Origin of the sequence: Limnohabitans sp. 2KL-27, assembly GCF_001269345.1 — a bacterium.
Lineage (GTDB): Bacteria > Pseudomonadota > Gammaproteobacteria > Burkholderiales > Burkholderiaceae_C > Limnohabitans_A.
Map to the genome: position 1 here is coordinate 804,127 of NZ_CXOP01000002.1, position 20,110 is coordinate 824,236.

A 20,110-nucleotide genomic window follows, 5' to 3' on the forward strand; every position below is an offset into this window, starting at 1 on the left:
ACACGCCTGAACTATATAGGATTCCCGGCTTCGGAAGGTCTGGTTAAACTGATTTTGCAGTCCCTGGTTTCTTGAACGACACAATAGGAGAATGGCATGAAAAACTTGACGATGGATTTACTACGCGCCACGGTGAACCGCGGGCGAAGAGCGGTACCGCTCTGGATGGCTGCAATTGCTGCAGCTTCAGTTTTTGGTCTCCAGGCTGCCCATGCTCAGGAGGTGATTAAATTCGGTGCACCGCTTCCGATCACCGGACCTTTGGCACCCGAGGCATTGAAACAAAAGCAAGGCTATGACCTGTGGGCGAACCAAGTCAATCTTGCCGGAGGTATCAACGTCGCAGGCAAGAAGATGAAAGTCGAGATCGTTTACATCGACTATCAATCCAACACCCCGCGCGCCGTTCAGGCGACCGAGCGCTTGATCACCCAAGACAATGTCCAATTTGTCTTCGCACCGTTTGGATCTGGAGCGGCCAAAGCGGCCAGCACAGTGGCAGAGCGTTATGGTGTGCCCATGATTGCGGCCACTGCTTCTTCCTCACAGGTCTACGACCAAGGCTATAAGTTCTTGTTTGGCACCTTCACTCCCAATGAAACCCTTACAAATCCACTCACAACAATTATTCGGCAGCGTCTTCCGGATGTGAAAAAAGTCGCAATCTTGGCGCGTAACGATCTTTTCCCCTTGGCCATCGCCCAAGAAATGGAAAAGTCTGCCAAAGAACGTGGCTTGGAGGTGGTGTATTTTGAAAAGTTCGCCATCAACACCCTCGATCACTCTTCAGCATTAGCGCAAATCAAGGCGGCAAATCCACAGTGGATCTTTGCCACGGGTTACACGAACGACCTTGTACTTATGCGAAAGCAGATGACAGATCAGCGCATTGAGGCCCCTGTGGTCACGATGATTGCTGCACCGGCCTATCAAGAGTTCATTGACGCCGCTGGCAAGGGAGCTGAAAACATCACCAGTGCCGCTTGGTGGCATCCAGCCGTTCGCTATAAAGGCATCGATATTTTCGGCACAACCGAGAGCTATGTGAAACTTTTCAAAGACACATACAAAGCTGATCCTGATTACGCGAACGCATCAGCTTCTGTATCGGGTGCACTCTTTCAGATTGCCATCGAGAAATCGGGCACGATCAATCGTCAAAAGGTACGAGATGAGCTGGCCAAGATGGATGTCACAACATTCTGGGGCCAAGTGAAATTTGGACCCAATGGCCAAATCACTTCATTGGAGCCACCAGTTTTCCAAATTCAGAATGCTAAGCCGATCGTTGTTCACCCCGCAGGAATCAAGCAGGGTGATTTGAAAATTGGTGTCAAGTAAGTTGGTTCGGTGTGCGTGCTGTGGTGGCAGGTTCTGCCACAGCACTTTCAACTCCATTGATATTGACTAAAGAAAACCCTCAATCATGCTGGCTTTACAAGTTCTAACGAATGGCTTGGTACTGGGATGCCTGTATGCGTGCATCGCTGCAGGCTTCTCGCTGGTATGGGGTGTGCTCAACGTCATCAACATCATGCACGGTGGTTTCATCGTGGCGGGGTCTTACCTGGCATGGCTCGCTTACAGCAGCATGGGCATCGATCCTTGGTTTACGCTTTTAATTGCCGCCCCTTTGTTTTTCGGTATTGGCTATCTGATTCAGCGCGGAATACTGAACCGTGTTATTGCTGCACCAGTTTTGGTCACGCTCACACTCACGTTCGGTATGGATCTGATCCTCAACAACGGGATGCTTCTTGCCTTCAGCGCTGACTATCGGAAACTTATTCTTTCGCCGCCCCTTGGCACATTTTTGCTAGCGGGAATTGTGGTGCCAGTTGACCGATTGCTCGCCATGGTGCTGGCATTGGGTCTGACTTTTGCACTTTATTTAATTTTGCGGCACTCGCGCATCGGGCGCGCCATCATTGCTGTTCGCATGGATCGCGATGCATCTTTGCTGATGGGCGTCGATATCAAAATCATTTATGCAGTTGCCTTTGGGCTTGGAGCAGCCATGGCTGGTTGTGCAGGCGTTCTACTGGCTTTGATTTTTCCTATTTCACCGCTGTCGGCCGGAGCCTACTTGGGCAAAGCCTTTGTTGTCTGCGTCCTAGGTGGTTTAGGAAGTGTTCCTGGTGCGATCTTGGGCGGTCTATTTCTGGGTGTTACTGAGAGCATTGGGGCAGTCGTTTTTGGACCAGAGCATTCGGTGACACTTTCATTTTCATTGTTGATTGTCTTTTTAATTCTTCGTCCTCAAGGAATTTTGGGCAAGAAGGGGTACGAATGAGCCGCAATAGCCTTTGGATAATTGTTGGACTGCTTGGACTGCTGAGCCTTCTGCCCTTGGTGGGAGGCGCTTATGCACTTCGCATTGGCACATTTGCCAGCATGTATGCGATCTTGGCTGTTTCATGGAATGTGATCGGCGGCATGGCGGGCTACCCGTCTTTTGCAACGGCTGCTTTTTTCGGATTTGGTGCTTACGCTGGTGGTGTGATGCTGGCTGGTGGAGCGTCGTTGGCCTTCGCAACGGTCGCTGCTGGGCTCATGACGTTTATTGCAGCATTCTTATTTGGCGTGGTCTTGCTTCGACTCAAGGGCCATTACTTTGCAATTGGAAGCCTTGCTGTGGCCGAAGTCCTGCGAGAGCTCACCAACGCAGCAACGGAGCTCACAGGAGGCGGGATGGGACTGAATATCCCAATGTCGTCGATGGTCAAGAGCGTTGAAGGAGAAGCACAGTTTTTCTTTTATGTCATGTGGTCTCTTCTGATTGTGACCTTGATGGTTGTCATCGTCATTGAAAAATCAAAGTTGGGTTTTGGTCTTCGCTGCATTTGTCAAAACGAGTCTGCAGCGGACATGATTGGCGTGAATTCAACGCTTTATAAAAGCTTGGCTTTTGGCTTCTCAGGCATCTTCGTTGCGATGGCCGGTGTCATTTACGCAGGCTGGGTTCACTACATTGAACCCCCCGATGTTTACGATATTCTTTACTCGGTTAAGCCTATCGTGATGGCCCTGTTGGGAGGCTTGGGGTCGACGCTGGGCGCCGTGATGGGAGCCTTTCTCTTTTTGGGCATTGAAGAGTTTGTCTGGCGCAATCTGCTCAATCTACACACTGGTGTGCTTGGACTTTTAATTGTGGTGTTGCTGCTGTTTCTTCCCAAAGGCCTTGTCTCATTTGGTGGCAGCTGGCTGGGAAAACGACTAATTCGCCAAAATGGAGGCTCACGTGACTGAGCTACTGAAGCTGAACAACTTGAGCCGGCGTTTCGGCGGCCTTCAAGCCCTGGAAAATGTCTCGCTCTCTATTGGAGCCGGCGAAGTTGTGGGCCTGATTGGTCCCAACGGTGCTGGCAAGACAACCTTGGTCAATGTGATTACCGGGGTGCACACGGCAACGGGCGGACAAGTGCTTTACCAAGGTCAAGATATCACTCGCTTCAAGCCCTATGAGACAGCACGAATTGGACTGGCACGAACATTTCAGATTGTTCAGCCTTTTCCGGATCTGACAGTCTTGGACAACGTCACTGCAGCTGCCCTTTTTTCAAGGTCAGGTTTTTCAATTCGCCAGGCGCAGGACTTCGCTCAGGAGCAGCTAGAATTTGTCGGACTTTTCCCTCAAGCCAATCTGCCTGCAGCGAGTTTGACTCTGGCCATGCGTAAACGCCTTGAGTTGGCAAAGACCTTGGCCATGCGCCCCAAATTGCTGTTCCTAGATGAAGTCAATGCGGGCCTGAATTCAGCTGAGGTCGAGCAGGCTATGTCGCTCATTAAGAAGATTGCAGCAACGGGAACAACCATCGTGCTGATTGAGCACCTGATCAAAGTGGTAGTGACTGTTTGCAGCAGGATTGTGGTGCTTCACAACGGTCAGCTGATTTCTGAGGGGGACCCTCGCCAAGTGGTGAATGACCCTAAAGTGGTGGAAGCCTATCTTGGCAAACGTTACTCGCAGGCAGCAAAGGACCACTTAAAGAATGCCGAGGTAAGCCTTGACTGATTTTTTAAAAGTAAGCTCACTCCGGGCCGGTTACGGTGAGATCAATGTTTTGTGGGGCGTTGATTTCACCATCAAAAAGGGAGAGATCACAGCGTTGATCGGCTCAAACGGCGCTGGCAAGTCCACATTGATGCGCACCTTGTCTGGATTGATTGCCCCAACTGAAGGTGAGATCCTGTTTGGTGGCGCATCAATTGGGAAAGAGACTCCAGCTCAGATTTTGGCCCGTGGAATTGCCCATGTGCCTGAAGGACGAAGGCTTTTTGGCGCGATGTCTGTCGAAGAAAACCTGATGATGGGTGCTTATCTTCGAACGCAGTTATCGAGAGCTGAATTGGCCAGAGATCTAGATCGGGTTTATCAGATTTTCCCCAAGCTCTATGAACGACGCAGACAGGCTGCCTCGACCATGTCGGGCGGAGAGCAACAGATGTGTGCCATCGGGCGTGGGCTTATGAGCGCACCGACTTTGCTGATGATCGACGAGCTTTCTTTAGGCTTGGCGCCAGTTCTGATTGAGCAGCTGATAGGCTCATTGATCAAGCTCAATGAAGAGGGTTTGTCGATCTTTGTGGTGGAGCAAGATGTGGTGACAGCTCTTGAGGTTTCTCAGGCTAGCTTGGTCATGGACCAAGGTCGCATTGTTCGCCAAGGTGCAAGTAAAGACCTTCTGGCGGATCCCTCTATTCGTGCTGCATATTTGGGCGAACTCGCCTAGTCGAATCGATATTTGATTCAATAGTTCCACAGCCAATCATTCAATTTTTCAAGTGAGATCAACATGACAGCAACTGTATTTGAGGCAGGTGGTTACCGTTATGCGCCAGGAGTCTCGCAGTATTCTGCAGGCGTCGCTGCGCAACCTGGCTATGCATTGCATCGAGTCCGTTTCACGACGCCTTTGCCCCTTGCGCAGGGTTTTGAACGCATCGAGGCTTATCTACAAGGCATTGGACGCCCAGTTCAAGCCTTCTGTGCATGTGAACTTCGCTCACCCGCACCATTTACCGAACAAGGTTTTCGTGACTTCAATGAGATTTATATTGGCACCCTCAAGCGATGGGGCATTTTTCTAGATGGCGTCAATCCAGTGGCTCGAAGCAATGTTTGTCCTCAGATTGCCCCTCCTGCCGAGCCCAGCCTGCATGCCTTCACTTACACGATGCCTGAAACCGATGCACAACCATCTTTTGTTGTCGCCGGAAGTGCTGAGGCCCCCGAGGGGCATGGCTCGTATCGCGAGGTGACTGTGGCATTGGGTGATTTATCAAATGAAGGTCTTCGCAAAAAAATGACCTTCGTCATCCATGAAATGCAACGTCGAATGCAGCAGCTTGGGTTTGACTGGCCTGATGTTACGGCCACCCAGATATACACTGTCCATGATTTTCACAGCCTGTTGGCGGAGCAATTCAAGGCAACCAAGGCCCTTGGGCATGGTCTTACATGGCACTTCAATCGGCCACCTGTCGTCGATTTAGAGTACGAAATGGATTGTCGCGCTGTGTTTCAAGAACATGTCATAAAAGTCTAACTGTCTACCAATGCAACAGCAAAAGGTCGCACTCTTGGGCTATGGAGCCATAGGCCAAGAAATCATCAAGTCTTGTCGATTGATGCCTTTGGGACCTCAGATTGACACTGTGATTGTGAGGCGTGCAGCTTGTCAAGAAACTGCTCACGCCCTGGGCTCAGGCATTCGGGTCTGTTCTGAACTGCCTGCTGACATCAATTTACTTATAGAGTGCGCCGGACATGAGGCAGTTAGAACCACTGTGCTTGATGCATTGCGCTCGGGTGTTGAGTCGGCAATCGTTTCCTCTGGCGCGCTTCATGACGCTCAATTGACACAGGATTTAGAACAAGCGGCCATCGAAGGCCGGACACGTTTGCATATTTTGTCTGGCGCCATTGGCGGGATTGACGCCTTAGCCGCTGCGCAACGATTGGGCTTGGATTCGGTTGTCTATAGGGGTCGAAAGCCCCCGAACGCATGGAAAGGTACCGCTGCAGAAAACAGCATCGACCTCACCACCTTGCACGGGCCTGTTACTTTTTTTTCTGGCAGCGCCAGGCTGGCTGTGGCCACATTTCCAAAGAATGCCAATGTGGCAGCCACCGTCTCATTGGCTGGCATCGGGTTTGATCGCACGCAAGTGCAGCTGATTGCGGACCCTGACATGACTGAAAACACACATGAGTTTCATGCCAAGGGTGTATTTGGCGAGATGCAGATTCGTATGTCGATCAAACCGCTGGCCAAGAATCCTAAAACATCAGCCCTGACTGTTTGGTCAGCCATCCGTTTTCTTCAGTCGAAAAGCCTAGGGCTGATCATTTAATTCCTCAGAAATCGCCGCTATCGTTCCGCAGAGGCACAAATGCGGCTTACCGGCTGTGGCCTTCCTTGCCGCAGTTTGGGAAAACCACTTTGGCGCGTCCTCTAGCGGCCCATTGACCCCAAGGCGCGGTGTACCTCAATCTGGAGCTGACCTCGACTGCCGTCACCAGCAAGACCCCCAAACCTAGTTGCGGGCTCAAGCCTCCAAGCTCGTCGTCATCGATGAAATCCACCGAGTGTCGGAACTTGTTTCCGTCTTGCGCAGACCGATCGATGAAAGGCTTGTCACCTGGCAACGTTTCGGTCATTCTTCATTCAGGGGCACCAACAATTCCCCGTTCATCTCAGCGACTTCGTAAATCGTTCAAAGCTTTTTCCGCCAGATCCAGCCTGACTTTTCCGGCCTGAATCAGTGCTTGGGCAACATGATCGATCTCCTCGCCAACGGCTCCGGCCATCATTGCAATGTTCTGGGCATGCAGTGCCATGTGGCCTTTTTGGATGCCGGTAGTTGCCAGTGCCTTGAGCGCAGAAAAATTTTGCGCCAGACCGACTGCCGCGATCACACGGGCCAGTTGTTCGGCGGAAGCAACCCCCAAAATTTTGAGTGCAATCCGAGCCGTTGGATGCAATTTGGTGGCCCCACCGACCAAACCAACGGCCATCGGGACTTCAAGGCTACCAGCCAGATCACCTTCGGCAGTGACCTCCCAACGGGTCAGACTTCCGTAATGTCCCTTTCGGGCGGCATACGCATGAGCGCCTGCTTCTACCGCTCGGGTGTCGTTTCCCGTCGCCAAAACAACAGCACTGATGCCATTCATGATGCCCTTGTTATGCGTTGCGGCACGGTATGGGTCGGCGTCTGCAAAGTGGTAGGCCGAAATCATGCCATCACGAACAGATTCACCGCCAATGTCTTGTGTCCGCCAGATGCAGCGAGCCCTTGCCAGACGACGATCTGCCAAATTGGAAAGGATACGCAAATTGGTTTGGCCGCCGGTCCACTCCGAAATACGCGGTGCAATCGCCTCGGCCATGGTGTTGACTGCATTTGCACCCATGGCATCGCGGGTATCAACGATCAGATGGGTAATCACCATGGGGCCGCTTTGCGTCTTTAAGACGCGAACTTCAAGGTCTCGGAACCCCCCGCCTAAATTGACCAAAATAGGGTCACATTCATTGCATAAATTTTCAACTTCAGCCTTGCGCTCAAGGATCCTGATGCGCGCATGCTCAGGGTCGCGGACCCCAACCAACTGGATTTGGGCAATCATCAGCGTGCCTGACATGGATGTCACGAAACCACCGTTGTCGTAGCACTGGCGGGCTGCATTGCAGACCGCTGCCACCACAGAAGATTCTTCGGACGCCATGGGGACTAGCCAGTCGAGCCCATCGATTCGCATGTTGGTGGCGATGCCGAGAGGGATATTCATGGTCCCCACGACGTTTTCGATCAGGTGGTCCGCCATGTCCGACGGCAGATTCCCCGTATTCAAGAGATGCGCCTGCTCATCCAGGCTGAGACCAGCGAATTCGGCAACTGCCTTGACGCGCTGATCAACGGCCAGTTTGTGAAATCCACCAATCCGGCTGCTGCGAATATTCGTTTTCATGTTTTTGGACTTTCCATTAACGTGAGGTCATTAGTCGAGGAAGAAATGTCACGAGATCTGGCCATGCAGCGCAAATCAATAAACCGATGAACTGTAGGATAAAAAAGGGAATGATCCCCCTGTAAACCATGCCCATGCCGATGTGCGCAGGCAAAGTTCCCTTGATATAAAACAACGTGTAGCCAAACGGTGGACTGATGTAACCCATCTGGATGGTGATGGCATACAACACTCCGAACCAAAGTTCATCAAAGCCAAGCAAGCGCACGATCGGCAAGAAAACCGGCACCGTCAACAAAATGATCCCGAGCTCGTCAAGCACCGTACCCAGAAAAATCAGGATGAGCATCATCGCGCCAAGAATCAACCAACGGTCAACGTCCAGGCCCTTGATGAATTCGAGCAACGTATCTGCTCCACCGAGCCCCGTAAAAATAGCCACATAGGCTTTGGCGCCCAGGGTGATCCACAAGATCATGGATGTGGCTTTGAGGGTGTCAACGCCAGACACCTTGAGCATCCCCATATTGAGACGCCCTTTGATCGCTGCGGGAATCATGGCGCCAGCAACGCCCACTGCGGCCGATTCGGTTGGTGTAGCAACTCCGAAGAAGATGGATCCAAGGATCATCAAGATCAGCATGGACGGATACACCAGTGTCTTCAACGCGCGCAGTTTGTCAGACCATGGCGCAGCAACAAAACCTTCCTCCAAGGGAACCCACTCAGGCCGTAGCCAACCGATCACAACGATGTAAATAATGTAAAGAGTCGCAAGAATGAGTCCTGGAACGATGCCGGCAATGAGCATCTGACCAATAGAAATCTGTGCTGTGACCGCATACACAATGGTCAGCACCGATGGGGGAATAAGGATGCCCAGCGTTCCTGATGCGCAGATCGTGCCCAGTGCCAACTCCGGCTTATAGCCTCGGCGCAGCATTTCCGGCAAGGCCAAAATGCCCATCGCAGTCACGGCGGCCCCCACCACGCCAGTCATCGCAGCCATCACGACACAGATGATGACGGTGCCAATGGCCAACCCACCGCGGACACGACCGAACCACAGAGCCATGGCCTTGTAGAGGTCTTCGATCACGCCGGAGCGCTGAAGTATGCAGGCCATCAAGATGAACAAGGGGATCGCCAGCAAAGCCTCCGACTTCATCGTGTCAAAAATCTGCAAGATCAACACGATGACCGCATTGGTCTCCCAAAGCGTGACCGTAAACAGCAATGACAGTCCACCCAACACAAAGGCAATGGGCAGCCCTGTCAGCATGAACAGGGTCAACCCGCCAAACATCAGCAGCAGTATTTCGTTCGGACTCACAGCGCCGCTCCCTCAGCGACACCGTTATCACCACCGGCATCAGAGTGTTCGAACAAGACACAAAGCCACTCGACCATGGCCTGCAGCATCATCAGCGCCAAGGCCAGAGGCACTGTGACTTTGACTGGCCAGATGGGCGGGTTCCAGGCAGAAAAGCTGGTTTCCTTGTAATTCCAGGCACTCCAAGCAGCAGGAACACTGAAGTAAAGCAAGATCGCACAAAACAACACGATCACTGGGTAATTGACCAAATCCATTCTCCGTTGCCAGATGGGGTTCAAACGCTGGCGAACCAGGTCAAGGGCCACATGCCCCTTGAGATGCAAAAGGTATGGTCCACCCAATAAAAAATAGGGCCCAAACAAAAGCACCGCCAACTCCATCCCCCACACCGTGGGCGCATTGAAGAGGTATCGGGCAATGACCTCGTAGAGCATGACAGGCACCACCACCGCCATCAACCAAACAGTCACCATGAAAATCCAATGGTTGACTCGGGTGACGGCGGATGTGGCGGTCCACAGTAATTTGGGCATAGCTGGTCCCCAGCAATTTGGATGAGAGCGAGCAGGCACCGGCCAAAGATGCCTGCTGCACTGCGCAATCAGGTCATCAGACCCAACTCTTTCATGAAGGCGATCTGGCTATCCAATATCTTGGTCGCCAGTGGATCGCCTTTGGTGGCTGTACGCCAAGCTGCCATCGCCTTGGGTCGTGCAGCCAGCACGTCGGCCGGGTTGAAGCGAATGATCTCGCATCCCTTGGCGGCGTATTTGGCAAGCACTGTTGCATCATTGACCAAGATGTTCTGACGCAATGCGGCGGAGACCTCTCTTGCAGCGACAGCCAGCGCAGCCTTGAACTCAGGTGGCAACCTGTCATGAGCCGCACGATTGGCCACATAAGCGGTGGCGGTGGTGGGTTGGTGGAAACCTGGCACCACCACATACTTGGCCACTTCTGCAAGTCCTGCCTCAAAGTTGGCAGTCAAGTCACCCCGATCGGCCATATCGATCACGCCCTTGTCCAGTGCTGAATAAACCTCACCCGTTGGCAAAGGGGTCACCGAAACGCCCAAGGCTCCCATGACCGCTGAAGCCAGGCCAACGAAGCGCCCCTTTTTGCCTGCCAAGTCAGAGATCTTGCGGATCGGCACTTTAGAGTGCAAAGGCTCTTGACCATAAACGGTCGGGGCAATGTAGTGCAGGCCTGCAGGCGCATAAGCCTGTCGAACCAAATCAAGGCCGCCTTTTTCATAAAACCAGGCCTCGTAGTCGTCGCTTTCTGAAAAGCCAAACGGGATCGTACTGGTGAACGCAAAGGCAGGAATCTTGCCTGCCTCATACCCGTCAAAGGTTTTCATCAATTCAAACGCGCCACCCCTGACTGCATCGAAGGCCTGCGCGGCAGGCACGATTTGTCCCGCAGCAAACAGATTGATCTTGAAACGTCCGCCCGTCAACTCGGCCACTCTCGCGACAAACCGCTCTTCGAATTTTTGAGGCGTGGTACCACCATCCCAAAGAGCCTGCATTCGCCACGTCACGCTGGCACCTTGAGCATGCACTGCCAGAGGCGCTGTCACAGCGGCGGCGGTTGCGCCTGCCAGGGCGGTTTTGAGAATGTTGCGACGCGCGATGGGAAGTTTCGACATGTTTTTGTCTCCTGTTGGTCATGAAGTCGTGTACCGCTTAAACAAACCACGGCACTTGCATTTCGCCTAAAAGCTGAACTACAACTGCTAGAGCGATGATGAAAGTTTATGGACAAGTCATCGATTTATTGGATACAGTTTGGGAACACATTTAAAAACTGTTTCTATTTATTGATGGAAACAGTTAAACCCAAATACCAGCCTGCCATGTCATCGATTAACGCCACAAAGACCAAGACCGACGAGCTGACACATCGGCTGATCATGGAAATAGAAAAGGGGTTGTACGCACCGGGCTCGAAGCTGCGCTCGGTGCGTGATGCCGCGAACAAGGAAGCTGTGGGCATCAACACCGTCCTCGAAGCCTATAACCGCCTGTCTGCCCGTGGATACGTCGAAGCGCGGCCTGGATCGGGTTTCTACATCCGTCACGGCCCATCAACGTGGACTCAAGCGCCGGCACCGCATGTCTCCGCGGCCATTGATGTGGTGTCCTTGCTGCGTGAGCAATTGGAACAACACTACGAAGTGCGGGTAGGCGATGGCAGGCCACCCGCATCTTGGATCGAGGACTCGGAAATTGGCAGGCAGTTGCGGCGGTCACGTGCGGGTGAACCCGATGATATTGGGCATGGCTATGGCACACCGTGGGGCTACCAACCCCTGCGAGAAACCATTGCACGGCTTTTGGCCGAGCGCGGCATACAAAGCGATAGTCGGCAAATTTTGCTGACCCAAGGCGCCAACCATGCGCTCGATCTGATCATTCGCCATCTTCTGAGTCCTGGAGATAAGGTCTTAGTCGACTCTCCCGGCTATTACCCACTCTTCGGAAAACTGAAACTGGCCAAAGTGGAGATGCTGGGCATTCCTCGTCTTGAAGACGGTCCGGATCTGGCGGTCCTGCAAGAGTTGCTCAAAAACGAACGTCCACGCTTATTTTTCACGCAATCATTGGCACACAACCCAACGGGCAACTCCATCAGTCTGTCTAAGGCGCACAAGTTGCTTCAGTTGGCAGCAGAACATGGCTGCCTGGTTGTCGAGGATGATCCGTTCGCAGATCTGCACCCACCCACAGCGCCTCGCCTTGCTGCGCTCGACCAACTCGAGCGTGTCATCTATGTCAGCAGCTTTTCAAAAACACTGTCGGCGGGACTTCGTGTTGGTTATGTTGCTGGTGCAGCGCATCTGATTTCGGATCTGTGCGATCTGAAGATGCTCACCATGGTGAGCACCTCAGATTATGTTGAGCGAGTGGTCTTTCAGATGGTGACGGCGGGACATTACCGCCGGCATGTTCAAAAACTCAAAAATCGCCTACAAGAACTGCACCCAGCGGCAGTCAAGTCTTTGCGCCGGGCTGGCGCAACGGTTCGTTCGTCCGACCCAGGCGGCTATTACATCTGGCTGGAGTTGCCCCAAAATGTTGACGAGCTGTCATTGATTCAGAATGCTGCTGCAGCTGGAATTTTTCTCGCTCCTGGATCCGTTTTTTACCCAACACGCGCGACACACTTGCCGGCACTGAGGATCAATGTCGCCTATGCCAGCGATCCGAAGTTTTTGAGGTTTATCGAGAATGCAATGCGTCAATTTGATCGTGGGTAAGTCGCCTTGACCCTGTAACACAGCCCGTCGGTCTTTTTGATTCACTGCTCGTTTTGACCTGAACAGCTTGCTGTGCGCGCCATTGATCTTGGCTGCGTGATGGCTAAACGAGCAGTCTCCACGTGGTACGAGAGTCGACCACGCCGAGATGCGCTTGTATTCGCCTGAGGTCCGATGTTGGGCTGGACGCATGTTGTCCGAACCACGTTGCAAAGCATCGCCTCGTTAGAATGACGCCTCTTCACACGGCCTCTTCTTATCAGTGACCTCTTCTCCCGATGCCCCGATTTGGGTGCACGCTTCAGCCTTGCACGGCAAAGGCGTGTTCGCGACGCGCCACATCGCGGCAGGTGAAACGGTCATCGAGTATATGGGCGAGGTCATCACCATGGCCGAGGCAATTGCCCGCCACCCGCACGATGTGGCCAACCCCGACCACACCTTTTATTTCCATCTGGACGATGGCCGGGTGATCGATGCGCTCAATGGTGGCAACGCCTCCAAGTGGATCAACCATTCATGCCGTCCCAATTGCGTGCCTGACGAGGTGAATGGCCGCATCTTCATTCAGACGCGCAGAAATGTGTTCCAGGGTGAAGAGTTGACCTTTGACTATGGCCTGTTCAGCGACGAGCCCATGAGCGAAACCCTGAAGGCCCGCTATGCATGCCGCTGCGGGGCCAAAAAGTGCCGTGGCACGATGTTGGCGCTCCGTGAGATGGCCGCAGGTGTCGATGGCCGCTAGTGCCACGGCCTGAGGCATGTCAGTGGTCGCGTGGGCGCATGAGCCAGCTGACCAAGGTCACTGCCACCGCGCCCACACCCGCGGCAATGAACACGGATTTGAAGGGGGCACGCTGGATACAGTGTTCGGCTGTGGATGTGGCTTGATGCGTTTTTTGTGCCAACAATTTGCGGGTCTCGATGGCCGTATCCCGGCTGTGGTGTGCCATGTCGCTGATGCTGTCCGAGAGTCTCTCGGCCAGCCGTTCGAAGGCGGGTTTGGCCTCGTGTGCTGCTTCTTGCACACTGGCCGAAACGTCAGCGGCTGCTGAGGCCAGTTTGTCGATGGTGGCTTGAGGGTCTTTCATGTCCAATCGCTTTCCAAGTGGTTGAAGAACAAGCCTTCACCCTAAATGCGGTGGACGCGTTTGTCTGTGATCTGACACACCCGGCTTAAGGTTCTGAGGCTTGTTGGCGTTTGATCTCACGCAGCATGAAAAGGTAAAGGCTCTCCACCTTGTCACGGGCCCAAGGTGTTTTGCGCAGAAACTTCAGGCTCGAGCCCACGCTCGGGTCGTGTGTGAAACAGCGAATCGGAATGCGTACGCCCAATTCTGCCCAGCCGTAATGGTCTGCCAATTGGGTGACGAGGGTCTCCAGGGTCAGGCCATGCAGTGGGTTGCGTGGTTGAGGGGTGTCATGGGGTGGGGCTTGCATGGCCTGATTGTCTCTTGGTTTGTGCAGGGTGTTGCAGCGCACAAAAGGCGGTGCATCTGACGCCTAGATTGGGCAATGACCCCGGCAGACATTTTGGCTGCTGGCCCTTCACGGAGAAATGGACATGCATCCTGCAACGCCGGGACCTCGGTGCGCCAGGATCCTTCCCGTTTTACGCCATGGCTTTGGCACACCACATCGGCTGCGCAAAGCCTCATCGGTCAAATCGCCCAATGGTCATTTTGCGCGCTGCACCACAGCCCTGCGCAACGCTTGGCCAGCTGGCTGCTGCATGGCTTGGCGCAGTCACCCAAAACCGAATTGTTGTTGAGCGTGCAAGCCCTGCCGCTGGTCATGCAGCAATGGCTGTCCTCGTCATACGCTGTCGAGGCGCAGGCCATCCATGAACCAGGCTACACCGTGAAAGATGGCTGCTTGCGCACCACCGCCAAGGCGCAACTTTTGGCACAGGCGTGCTCGTGCCATGCCACCATAGCCAACTCGAATTCAGCACTCTGTTGAGTTCAGGGCGGTCAAGCCGGGTTGAGTCGGGCCGTGATCTGCCGCGCCAAAGACTCGGCCACCTTGATGCCGTCCACTCCCGCTGACAAGATGCCACCCGCGTAACTGGCGCCTTCGCCTGCCGGGTACAGCCCGCGCGTGTTGCTGCTTTGGTGGTCTTCGCCACGGGGAATGCGCAAGGGCGAAGAGGTACGCGTTTCCACCCCGGTCATCACCGCGTCCGCCATGTCGTAGCCTTTGATCTTGCGGCCAAACACCGGCAAGGCTTCGCGCATGGCGGCCACGGCGTAGTCGGGCAGCACATCGGCCAGATCGACCAGTTTCACGCCCGGTTTGTAAGACGGCTGCACGCTGCCCCAAGTGCTGGAGGCACGCTGCGCCAAAAAATCACCCACCAACTGGCCAGGGGCTTCGTAGTTGCTCCCCCCCACTTCAAAGGCGCGCGTTTCCAATTGGCGCTGCAGCACGATGCCGGCCAGCGGATGGGCTTGGGGTGGCTGCTGTGCGGCCAGGGCCGCAGCCTCTTGCGCCAGCTGAGTGCCGTCAGTCTCGCCAAAGGCGGCTTGCCAGGCGGCTGTGTCCAGCGGGTAGTCGGGTGGGTCGATGGCCACCACCATGCCGGCGTTGGCGTTGCGTTCGTTGCGCGAGTACTGGCTCATGCCATTGGTGACCACGCGCCCTGGCTCGCTGGTGGCGGCCACCACCGTGCCGCCGGGGCACATGCAAAAGCTGTAGACGGCGCGGCCGTTTTGCGCGTGGTGCACCAGCTTGTAATCGGCTGCCCCCAACAGCGGGTGGCCTGCGTGGCGGCCCCAGCGGGCTTGGTCGATCACGCTTTGCGGGTGTTCAATGCGCACGCCAATCGAAAACGCCTTGGCCTGCATGGCCACACCTCGGCGGTGCAGCATGACAAAGGTGTCGCGTGAGCTGTGCCCCAAGGCCATGACGGCATGGCGGGTGGGCAAGGTGTGGCTGTGGCCGGTGCGCAGGTCCTGCACCTGCAGGCCTGTGACTTGCTGGCCGCTGGCCGTGGGTGAGAGCAACACGTCGCTCACGCGCTGCTCAAAGCGGATCTCACCGCCCAGCGCGATGATGTGCTCGCGGATGTGTTCGACCACCTTGACCAGTTTGAAGGTGCCGATGTGCGGGTGCGCCGCATACAAGATGTCGGCAGGCGCCCCAGCCAGCACGAACTCGTCCATCACCTTGCGGCCCAGATGCCGAGGGTCTTTGATTTGGCTGTAGAGCTTGCCGTCACTGAAGGTGCCTGCGCCGCCTTCGCCAAACTGCACATTGCTTTCTGGGTTGAGTACCTTTTTGCGCCACAGGCCCCAAGTGTCTTTGGTGCGCTCTCGCACAGGTTTGCCGCGCTCCAGCACGATCGGCCGAAAGCCCATTTGCGCCAGTGCCAGAGCCGCGAACATGCCGCATGGCCCAAACCCCACCACCACCGGGCGTTCGCCCGCTTGGGCACCAAAGCCCTCGGGCGCACGGCAGGGCGGGTGCCAAGCCATGTCGGGGGTGGGCTGGATGTGGGGGTTGTTTTCAAACTGTTGCAGCAAGCGGTTTTCCGTCAGCGCATCGGCCAGCGACAAGTCCACGATGTAGACCGCCAGCAAGTCGGCCTTGCGGGCGTCAAAGCTGCGCTTGAAAACGGTCAGTTGGCCGATGTCGGCGGCCTGGATGCCCAGCGCTTGGGCGGCCAGTTGGCGCAAGGCCGCTTCCGGGTGGGGAGTGGGCAGCCGGTCTTCGTCGGTTTCGGACGGCGCATCGGCGGCGCGGCGCGATTCAATCGGCAGCGCCGAAAGGGGGAGTTTGAGTTCTGAAATCCGGATCATGGCAACCTCTGTGGCTTGTGGTTATCAAGCAAGAAGCGGAGATTATCCCTGCACTTGATCCGGGGTCCATCTGCGAGGGGCCTGGATCCTGGAGTAAGTCCGGGATGAGCTGTTGAAGTGGGAGGATTCAAGTGGTGGGGGCATCCAGGCGGCCGGTGTGGCGGCCACCCAGATCTGGGCCCGTCACCTGCGATCAGGCGATAATCAACAGGTGAAGCACGCCAGACCGTCGCTGGTGTAATCTCCGAAAGGAGGCACTGGAGGAACGTCCGGACTGCACAGGACAGCGTAGGAGGTAACACCTCTCCACCGTGAGGTGAGGATCAGAGCAACAGAGACGAGCCGATTGAGTTCGGGTGAAACGGGCAATCTCTACGCGCAGCAATACCAAGTAGGCCTTCCTGAAGGGGCGCGGTTCGCCGCTCTCCTTCTCCCTGTGGTTCCGCGGGGTGAGTTGGCGGGTAGGTAGCACCGAGCCGGGTGGGCAACCCCCGGCCCAGAGTAATGGCGGTCACGCAGCGGGCAACCGCTGTGCACAGAATCCGGCTTATCGGCGGGCTTCACACTTTTTCTAGCCCGTGGGGCTGCAGTTGCAGCCTCCCACAGCACTCGCGTTCAGGCAATAAAAAACCCGCCGAAGCGGGTTTTTTGGGGGTGGGAGGCTCAGGTTCAGCCACGTGAAGGCATCAGGGTGCCCGCCAAGGCAAACACCGAATTGGGCGCGGTGATCTTCAAAGCACTTTTGGGCTTGGCAAACACGCCGCGCTTGACGGCAGGCTGCGGAGCAGGCTCCACAGTGACGCCTTTGGTGCGTTGCTCAGCCACCAATTGGCGCAGGCTGATGGATTGCAGGTGCGTCAGCATTTTTTCATTCAGGCTGGCCCACAGCTCGCTGTTCATCCAGCTGCCATCGGCACCTGCTTCGTCGTCCGATGGCGCATCCACAGCACCCACAATGTCGGCCATGGTGATCTTTTCGGCATTGCGCGACAGCGAATAACCGCCGCCGGGGCCGCGGGTGCTTTCGACCAGGCCTTGCTGGCGCAGCTTGCTGAACAGCTGTTCCAGATAGGACAGCGAAATCTGGTGGCGAACGCTGATGGCGGCGAGCGACACGGGACCGCGGTCTTCGCGCAGTGCAACGTCGATCATGGCGGTCACGGCAAATCGGCTTTTGGTGCTCAAACGCATGGTGTGCTCCTTAATTCGTTGGACAAGCCCTCATGGGCATCGCCCCGGTCACGGGGTGCGGGGTACGCAAATGTGACTGAATGGTAATTTTCTCAGACTCTTGACACAAATGGGGATTGCCCGTTGGATTTCAAGGGTAAATCCTGTGTATTTTTGTCGGAAATCAACTAGAAGCGCTCGTAACCCTCGAGTTGTCGCCACTGTCCAGCTTCCAGCGGGGCCAGGCCGAGGCGGCCCACCCGTTGGCGGCGCAAGTCCTGCAGTGGGCATTGTTCGTCCAGCCAGCGGCCCAACTCCAGGCCGTCGATGTCTTTGCCCGCGATGCGCAGCACGGTGACGGTGTCGGTTTGCCGGTTGATGCTGGCGCGAATACCCGGCCCGCTCAGGGCCTTGATCAGGCCCTCGGGCACTTGGCCGTCCACGGTGGCCATCCATTCCTGCTCCATCGGGCTGCGGCGGTCTTCCAGGTGGCGCAGCACACCCACATCGTCCGTGAAAATGCACAAGCCGCTGGCCGGTTTGGCCAATTGCAGGGGCATTTGCATTTTGGCCAAGCGCTCAGGGCCCCAAATGCCGGGCTGGGGGGCTTTGAGGCCCACGGTGTCTTGCAGCCAGGCCAGGTTGGCCACCCGGTGCGCGGGTTTGAACAGCACCAGGGTCATGGGGGCCAACGCGGCCATCGAGACCAAGCGGTTCACCTGCACGGCTTGTTCTTCACGCACTCGCCGGGCCGGGTCGGTGACGACTTGGCCCCCCACTTGCACGCCACCGGCGACGATCAGGGCTTCGGCTTCGCGGCGCGAGCAGTTTTGCTCGGCGGCCACGCGTTTGGCCAAGCGTATGCCTTCTTCAGAGGAAATCATCCATGCTTTCAAAAAATCTCAAAGCGAATCAAGACAGGGCTTGTTCGCGGATGTGGTCCACATGCGCTTGCAGTGAGCGTGCGGCCAACGGCCACAGGCGCGGCGGCACATCGTCGTAGGCTTTTTCCACCCATTCCTGCAAGCTGCCATGGGGCAGAGCCTGCATCGCGGCGGCGATTTTGGCTTCGCGCTTCAAGCGGTGCGCTTTCAGGTGCGTGATGGCTTGGTGGGCAAAGCCCAGCACATGGCCGTGCGCTGGCAAGATGAACTCGATGTTGCCGCCCTTGCAGGCCGCGGCCAGTTTGTCCAGCGAATCCAAATAGTCGCCCATGTGGCCGTCGGGCGGGTCGATCACGGTGGTACTGCCGTTGAGCACATGGTCGCCTGAAAACAGCAAGCCATCTTCTTCGAGCACCAGGCACAGGTGGTTGGCCGCGTGGCCGGGGGTGTGCAACACGCGCAGGGTGTGGGTGATTTCACCGCACACCCCAATGCCTTGCAGCACCAATTTTTCGCCATCGGCCAGCTCGCGCTCGGGTGTGAATCGGCTGTTGGCGCGGGCGGTCGGCTTCGAGGCCAGGCCCAGGATGGGCGGCTTGTGGGTGCACAGCGCCTGCAGTGGCGCCGCACCGGGGGAGTGGTCCGGGTGCGAGTGGGTACACACAATGGCTTTGATTTGACCACCTGCGGCACGCCACAGGCGCTGCAGGTGCTCGTCGTCCGCCGGGCCGGGGTCCACAGCGATGTAGCCGGTGTTGGGGTCGCCCACCAAATAACTGTTGGTGCCGGGGCCGGTCATCACGCCGGGGTTGGGGGCCGTGAGGCGCTGCACGTTTTGGAGCAGCGAGACGGGCTGGTCGGTTTTCCAGTCGAGGTGGTGGTGGATTTGCCCATCGGGCGAGACCAGGGCCAGTTCGCCAAACGGGGCTTCGTGCTCCATGTAACGCGCTTCGTTGCCCGCGAGCCACCCGGCGCGGGGGCAGCTGGTCCACAGCGGCTCGTCGTTGATGGCGCAGGCCTGCAGCAGAGCGTCGACGCTGGCAAAGGCTTTGAGGCGCTCCAGCGTGCGGATGGTCGGGTAGACCATGAAGAAATCCCCCGCTTCGTGGCGGTTCAGGGCGTCAGCCGGGCGCACCCAGACGGGCTCGAACTGCTCGGACTCGTCGGCCACCGGGGTCTGGCCTTCGGGCATGCGGGCCACCAGAAATGGGACGTCAAAGCGGCGCGGCAGGTCGCGGTCGGTGATCCAGTGGGCCAGCACAAAGACCTGTTCGGCCGCCAGCGTCAGACCCCGCGCCTGGCATTGGGCGGCAAAAGGGGCTTGGCGGTCGATGGCGGCGATGTCACTGGGGTCTGCCCAGCGTCCATCGGCATGTCGGGCGAACAAGATGCCCAGCTCTTCAAAGCTCTCGCGGATGGCCGCGATGGCCTGCGTCAGGTGCAGGTCGCTTTGCGTGGGACGACGCTGCGCCATGCCGTGCGCCTGGGCATCGGCGGCGTCGATGCCGCCGCCCGGAAACACATAGGCGCCGGGCGCGAAACTGGCCGTCATGGAGCGGCGGGTCATCAGCACTTCGATGCCTTGCGGCCCGTCGCGCAGCAGCAGCACGGTCGCGGCTGGGCGCAGGGGCGCGGGTTCACGTTGGGGGTAGAGGAGTTGGGAGGTGCGGGCCATGCCCC

At 56.4% G+C, this 20,110-nt stretch carries 21 protein-coding genes and 1 other RNA gene; 11 read left to right on the plus strand and 11 right to left on the minus strand.

The window, feature by feature from the left end; translation table 11 throughout:
* The first annotated feature begins 96 nt into the window (after positions 1–96).
* The 7 genes from LHAB_RS06655 (at position 97) to LHAB_RS06685 (ending at position 6,357) form a co-directional block, all read left to right on the plus strand.
* Entirely contained in the window at positions 97–1,341 is a 1,245-nt protein-coding gene (locus tag LHAB_RS06655; protein ID WP_228763368.1) for an amino acid ABC transporter substrate-binding protein, read from the plus strand.
* An 85-nt stretch (positions 1,342–1,426) separates the two neighbouring features.
* On the plus strand, positions 1,427–2,293 hold the full coding sequence (locus LHAB_RS06660; RefSeq protein ID WP_090044875.1) for a branched-chain amino acid ABC transporter permease: 867 nt from the start codon (positions 1,427–1,429) through the stop codon (positions 2,291–2,293).
* Positions 2,290–3,249 (plus strand): branched-chain amino acid ABC transporter permease, encoded by a 960-nt coding sequence (locus LHAB_RS06665; protein ID WP_090044877.1) that lies wholly within the window; start codon positions 2,290–2,292, stop codon positions 3,247–3,249. The genes LHAB_RS06660 and LHAB_RS06665 overlap by 4 nt, the downstream gene beginning before the upstream one ends.
* Positions 3,242–4,015: an ABC transporter ATP-binding protein gene (locus LHAB_RS06670; protein WP_090047743.1), complete on the plus strand. Its 774-nt coding sequence runs from the start codon at positions 3,242–3,244 to the stop codon at positions 4,013–4,015. The genes LHAB_RS06665 and LHAB_RS06670 overlap by 8 nt, the downstream gene beginning before the upstream one ends.
* Positions 4,008–4,733 (plus strand): ABC transporter ATP-binding protein, encoded by a 726-nt coding sequence (locus LHAB_RS06675; RefSeq protein ID WP_090044879.1) that lies wholly within the window; start codon positions 4,008–4,010, stop codon positions 4,731–4,733. The genes LHAB_RS06670 and LHAB_RS06675 overlap by 8 nt, the downstream gene beginning before the upstream one ends.
* Positions 4,734–4,796: 63 nt before the next feature.
* Entirely contained in the window at positions 4,797–5,549 is a 753-nt protein-coding gene (locus tag LHAB_RS06680) for a 2-amino-5-chloromuconate deaminase CnbZ (protein WP_090044881.1), read from the plus strand.
* A 10-nt stretch (positions 5,550–5,559) separates the two neighbouring features.
* Positions 5,560–6,357 carry an aspartate dehydrogenase gene (locus LHAB_RS06685; protein WP_090044883.1) on the plus strand — a complete coding sequence of 266 codons (798 nt, stop codon included), beginning with the start codon at positions 5,560–5,562 and terminating at the stop codon, positions 6,355–6,357.
* A gap of 46 nt (positions 6,358–6,403) precedes the next feature.
* Here LHAB_RS06685 and LHAB_RS06690 read toward each other — a convergent pair whose 3' ends face one another.
* From LHAB_RS06690 to dctP, 5 genes are all read right to left on the minus strand, one after another.
* Positions 6,404–6,664: a hypothetical protein gene (locus tag LHAB_RS06690; RefSeq protein ID WP_090044885.1), complete on the minus strand. Its 261-nt coding sequence runs from the start codon at positions 6,662–6,664 to the stop codon at positions 6,404–6,406.
* 36 nt (positions 6,665–6,700) lie between these two features.
* Positions 6,701–7,978 (minus strand): hydroxymethylglutaryl-CoA reductase, degradative, encoded by a 1,278-nt coding sequence (locus LHAB_RS06695; protein ID WP_090044887.1) that lies wholly within the window; start codon positions 7,976–7,978, stop codon positions 6,701–6,703.
* A 16-nt stretch (positions 7,979–7,994) separates the two neighbouring features.
* Positions 7,995–9,311, minus strand: coding sequence for a TRAP transporter large permease (locus LHAB_RS06700; RefSeq protein ID WP_090044889.1), 1,317 nt, complete (start codon positions 9,309–9,311; stop codon positions 7,995–7,997).
* Positions 9,308–9,847: a TRAP transporter small permease subunit gene (locus LHAB_RS06705; protein ID WP_090044890.1), complete on the minus strand. Its 540-nt coding sequence runs from the start codon at positions 9,845–9,847 to the stop codon at positions 9,308–9,310. Before LHAB_RS06705 ends, LHAB_RS06700 begins: the two co-directional genes overlap by 4 nt.
* 68 nt (positions 9,848–9,915) lie before the next feature.
* The gene (gene dctP, locus LHAB_RS06710; RefSeq protein WP_090044893.1) at positions 9,916–10,965 is read right to left on the minus strand and encodes a TRAP transporter substrate-binding protein DctP; all 1,050 of its coding nucleotides are present in this window, start codon (positions 10,963–10,965) and stop codon (positions 9,916–9,918) included.
* Between the two features lie 108 nt (positions 10,966–11,073).
* Between dctP and LHAB_RS06715 the strand changes: the two genes are divergently transcribed.
* Entirely contained in the window at positions 11,074–12,576 is a 1,503-nt protein-coding gene (locus tag LHAB_RS06715) for an aminotransferase-like domain-containing protein (protein ID WP_228763369.1), read from the plus strand.
* Between the two features lie 262 nt (positions 12,577–12,838).
* The gene (locus LHAB_RS06720) at positions 12,839–13,321 is read left to right on the plus strand and encodes an SET domain-containing protein (protein WP_090044897.1); all 483 of its coding nucleotides are present in this window, start codon (positions 12,839–12,841) and stop codon (positions 13,319–13,321) included.
* A gap of 19 nt (positions 13,322–13,340) precedes the next feature.
* On the opposite strand, the gene LHAB_RS06725 is transcribed toward LHAB_RS06720, so the two are convergent.
* On the minus strand, positions 13,341–13,667 hold the full coding sequence (locus tag LHAB_RS06725) for a DUF883 family protein (RefSeq protein WP_090044899.1): 327 nt from the start codon (positions 13,665–13,667) through the stop codon (positions 13,341–13,343).
* A gap of 85 nt (positions 13,668–13,752) precedes the next feature.
* The gene (locus tag LHAB_RS06730) at positions 13,753–14,016 is read right to left on the minus strand and encodes a VF530 family protein (protein WP_090047744.1); all 264 of its coding nucleotides are present in this window, start codon (positions 14,014–14,016) and stop codon (positions 13,753–13,755) included.
* Positions 14,017–14,091: 75 nt separating this feature from the next.
* On the opposite strand from LHAB_RS06730, the gene LHAB_RS06735 reads away from it, so the two are divergent.
* Complete coding sequence (locus LHAB_RS06735; protein WP_090044901.1) at positions 14,092–14,538, plus strand: hypothetical protein; 447 nt, start codon at positions 14,092–14,094, stop codon at positions 14,536–14,538.
* A gap of 11 nt (positions 14,539–14,549) precedes the next feature.
* On the opposite strand, the gene LHAB_RS06740 is transcribed toward LHAB_RS06735, so the two are convergent.
* Positions 14,550–16,376, minus strand: coding sequence for an NAD(P)/FAD-dependent oxidoreductase (locus LHAB_RS06740; protein WP_090044903.1), 1,827 nt, complete (start codon positions 16,374–16,376; stop codon positions 14,550–14,552).
* Between the two features lie 213 nt (positions 16,377–16,589).
* Here LHAB_RS06740 and rnpB point away from each other — a divergent pair.
* An RNA gene (gene rnpB / locus LHAB_RS06745) (RNase P RNA component class A) lies at positions 16,590–16,942 on the plus strand.
* Between the two features lie 103 nt (positions 16,943–17,045).
* Here the strand turns inward: rnpB and LHAB_RS06750 are convergent.
* From LHAB_RS06750 to LHAB_RS06760, 3 genes are all read right to left on the minus strand, one after another.
* Positions 17,046–17,567 (minus strand): Rrf2 family transcriptional regulator, encoded by a 522-nt coding sequence (locus tag LHAB_RS06750; protein ID WP_090044906.1) that lies wholly within the window; start codon positions 17,565–17,567, stop codon positions 17,046–17,048.
* 167 nt (positions 17,568–17,734) lie between these two features.
* Positions 17,735–18,430, minus strand: coding sequence for a S4 domain-containing protein (locus tag LHAB_RS06755; protein WP_090044908.1), 696 nt, complete (start codon positions 18,428–18,430; stop codon positions 17,735–17,737).
* A gap of 28 nt (positions 18,431–18,458) precedes the next feature.
* The gene (locus tag LHAB_RS06760; protein ID WP_090044910.1) at positions 18,459–20,105 is read right to left on the minus strand and encodes an MBL fold metallo-hydrolase; all 1,647 of its coding nucleotides are present in this window, start codon (positions 20,103–20,105) and stop codon (positions 18,459–18,461) included.
* Positions 20,106–20,110 lie beyond the last annotated feature (5 nt).

Bases quoted from the DNA above. Each gene is read 5' to 3' on its own strand.
- LHAB_RS06655 (WP_228763368.1), top strand. From the start codon at position 97: ATGAAAAACTTGACGATGGATTTACTACGCGCCACGGTGAACCGCGGG.
- LHAB_RS06660 (WP_090044875.1), top strand. From the start codon at position 1,427: ATGCTGGCTTTACAAGTTCTAACGAATGGCTTGGTACTGGGATGCCTG.
- LHAB_RS06665 (WP_090044877.1), top strand. From the start codon at position 2,290: ATGAGCCGCAATAGCCTTTGGATAATTGTTGGACTGCTTGGACTGCTG.
- LHAB_RS06680 (WP_090044881.1), top strand. From the start codon at position 4,797: ATGACAGCAACTGTATTTGAGGCAGGTGGTTACCGTTATGCGCCAGGA.
- LHAB_RS06685 (WP_090044883.1), top strand. From the start codon at position 5,560: ATGCAACAGCAAAAGGTCGCACTCTTGGGCTATGGAGCCATAGGCCAA.
- LHAB_RS06690 (WP_090044885.1), bottom strand. From the start codon at position 6,664: ATGACCGAAACGTTGCCAGGTGACAAGCCTTTCATCGATCGGTCTGCG.
- LHAB_RS06695 (WP_090044887.1), bottom strand. From the start codon at position 7,978: ATGAAAACGAATATTCGCAGCAGCCGGATTGGTGGATTTCACAAACTG.
- LHAB_RS06705 (WP_090044890.1), bottom strand. From the start codon at position 9,847: ATGCCCAAATTACTGTGGACCGCCACATCCGCCGTCACCCGAGTCAAC.
- dctP (WP_090044893.1), bottom strand. From the start codon at position 10,965: ATGTCGAAACTTCCCATCGCGCGTCGCAACATTCTCAAAACCGCCCTG.
- LHAB_RS06715 (WP_228763369.1), top strand. From the start codon at position 11,074: ATGGACAAGTCATCGATTTATTGGATACAGTTTGGGAACACATTTAAA.
- LHAB_RS06725 (WP_090044899.1), bottom strand. From the start codon at position 13,667: ATGAAAGACCCTCAAGCCACCATCGACAAACTGGCCTCAGCAGCCGCT.
- LHAB_RS06730 (WP_090047744.1), bottom strand. From the start codon at position 14,016: ATGCAAGCCCCACCCCATGACACCCCTCAACCACGCAACCCACTGCAT.
- LHAB_RS06735 (WP_090044901.1), top strand. From the start codon at position 14,092: ATGACCCCGGCAGACATTTTGGCTGCTGGCCCTTCACGGAGAAATGGA.
- LHAB_RS06740 (WP_090044903.1), bottom strand. From the start codon at position 16,376: ATGATCCGGATTTCAGAACTCAAACTCCCCCTTTCGGCGCTGCCGATT.
- LHAB_RS06750 (WP_090044906.1), bottom strand. From the start codon at position 17,567: ATGCGTTTGAGCACCAAAAGCCGATTTGCCGTGACCGCCATGATCGAC.
- LHAB_RS06755 (WP_090044908.1), bottom strand. From the start codon at position 18,430: ATGATTTCCTCTGAAGAAGGCATACGCTTGGCCAAACGCGTGGCCGCC.
- LHAB_RS06760 (WP_090044910.1), bottom strand. From the start codon at position 20,105: ATGGCCCGCACCTCCCAACTCCTCTACCCCCAACGTGAACCCGCGCCC.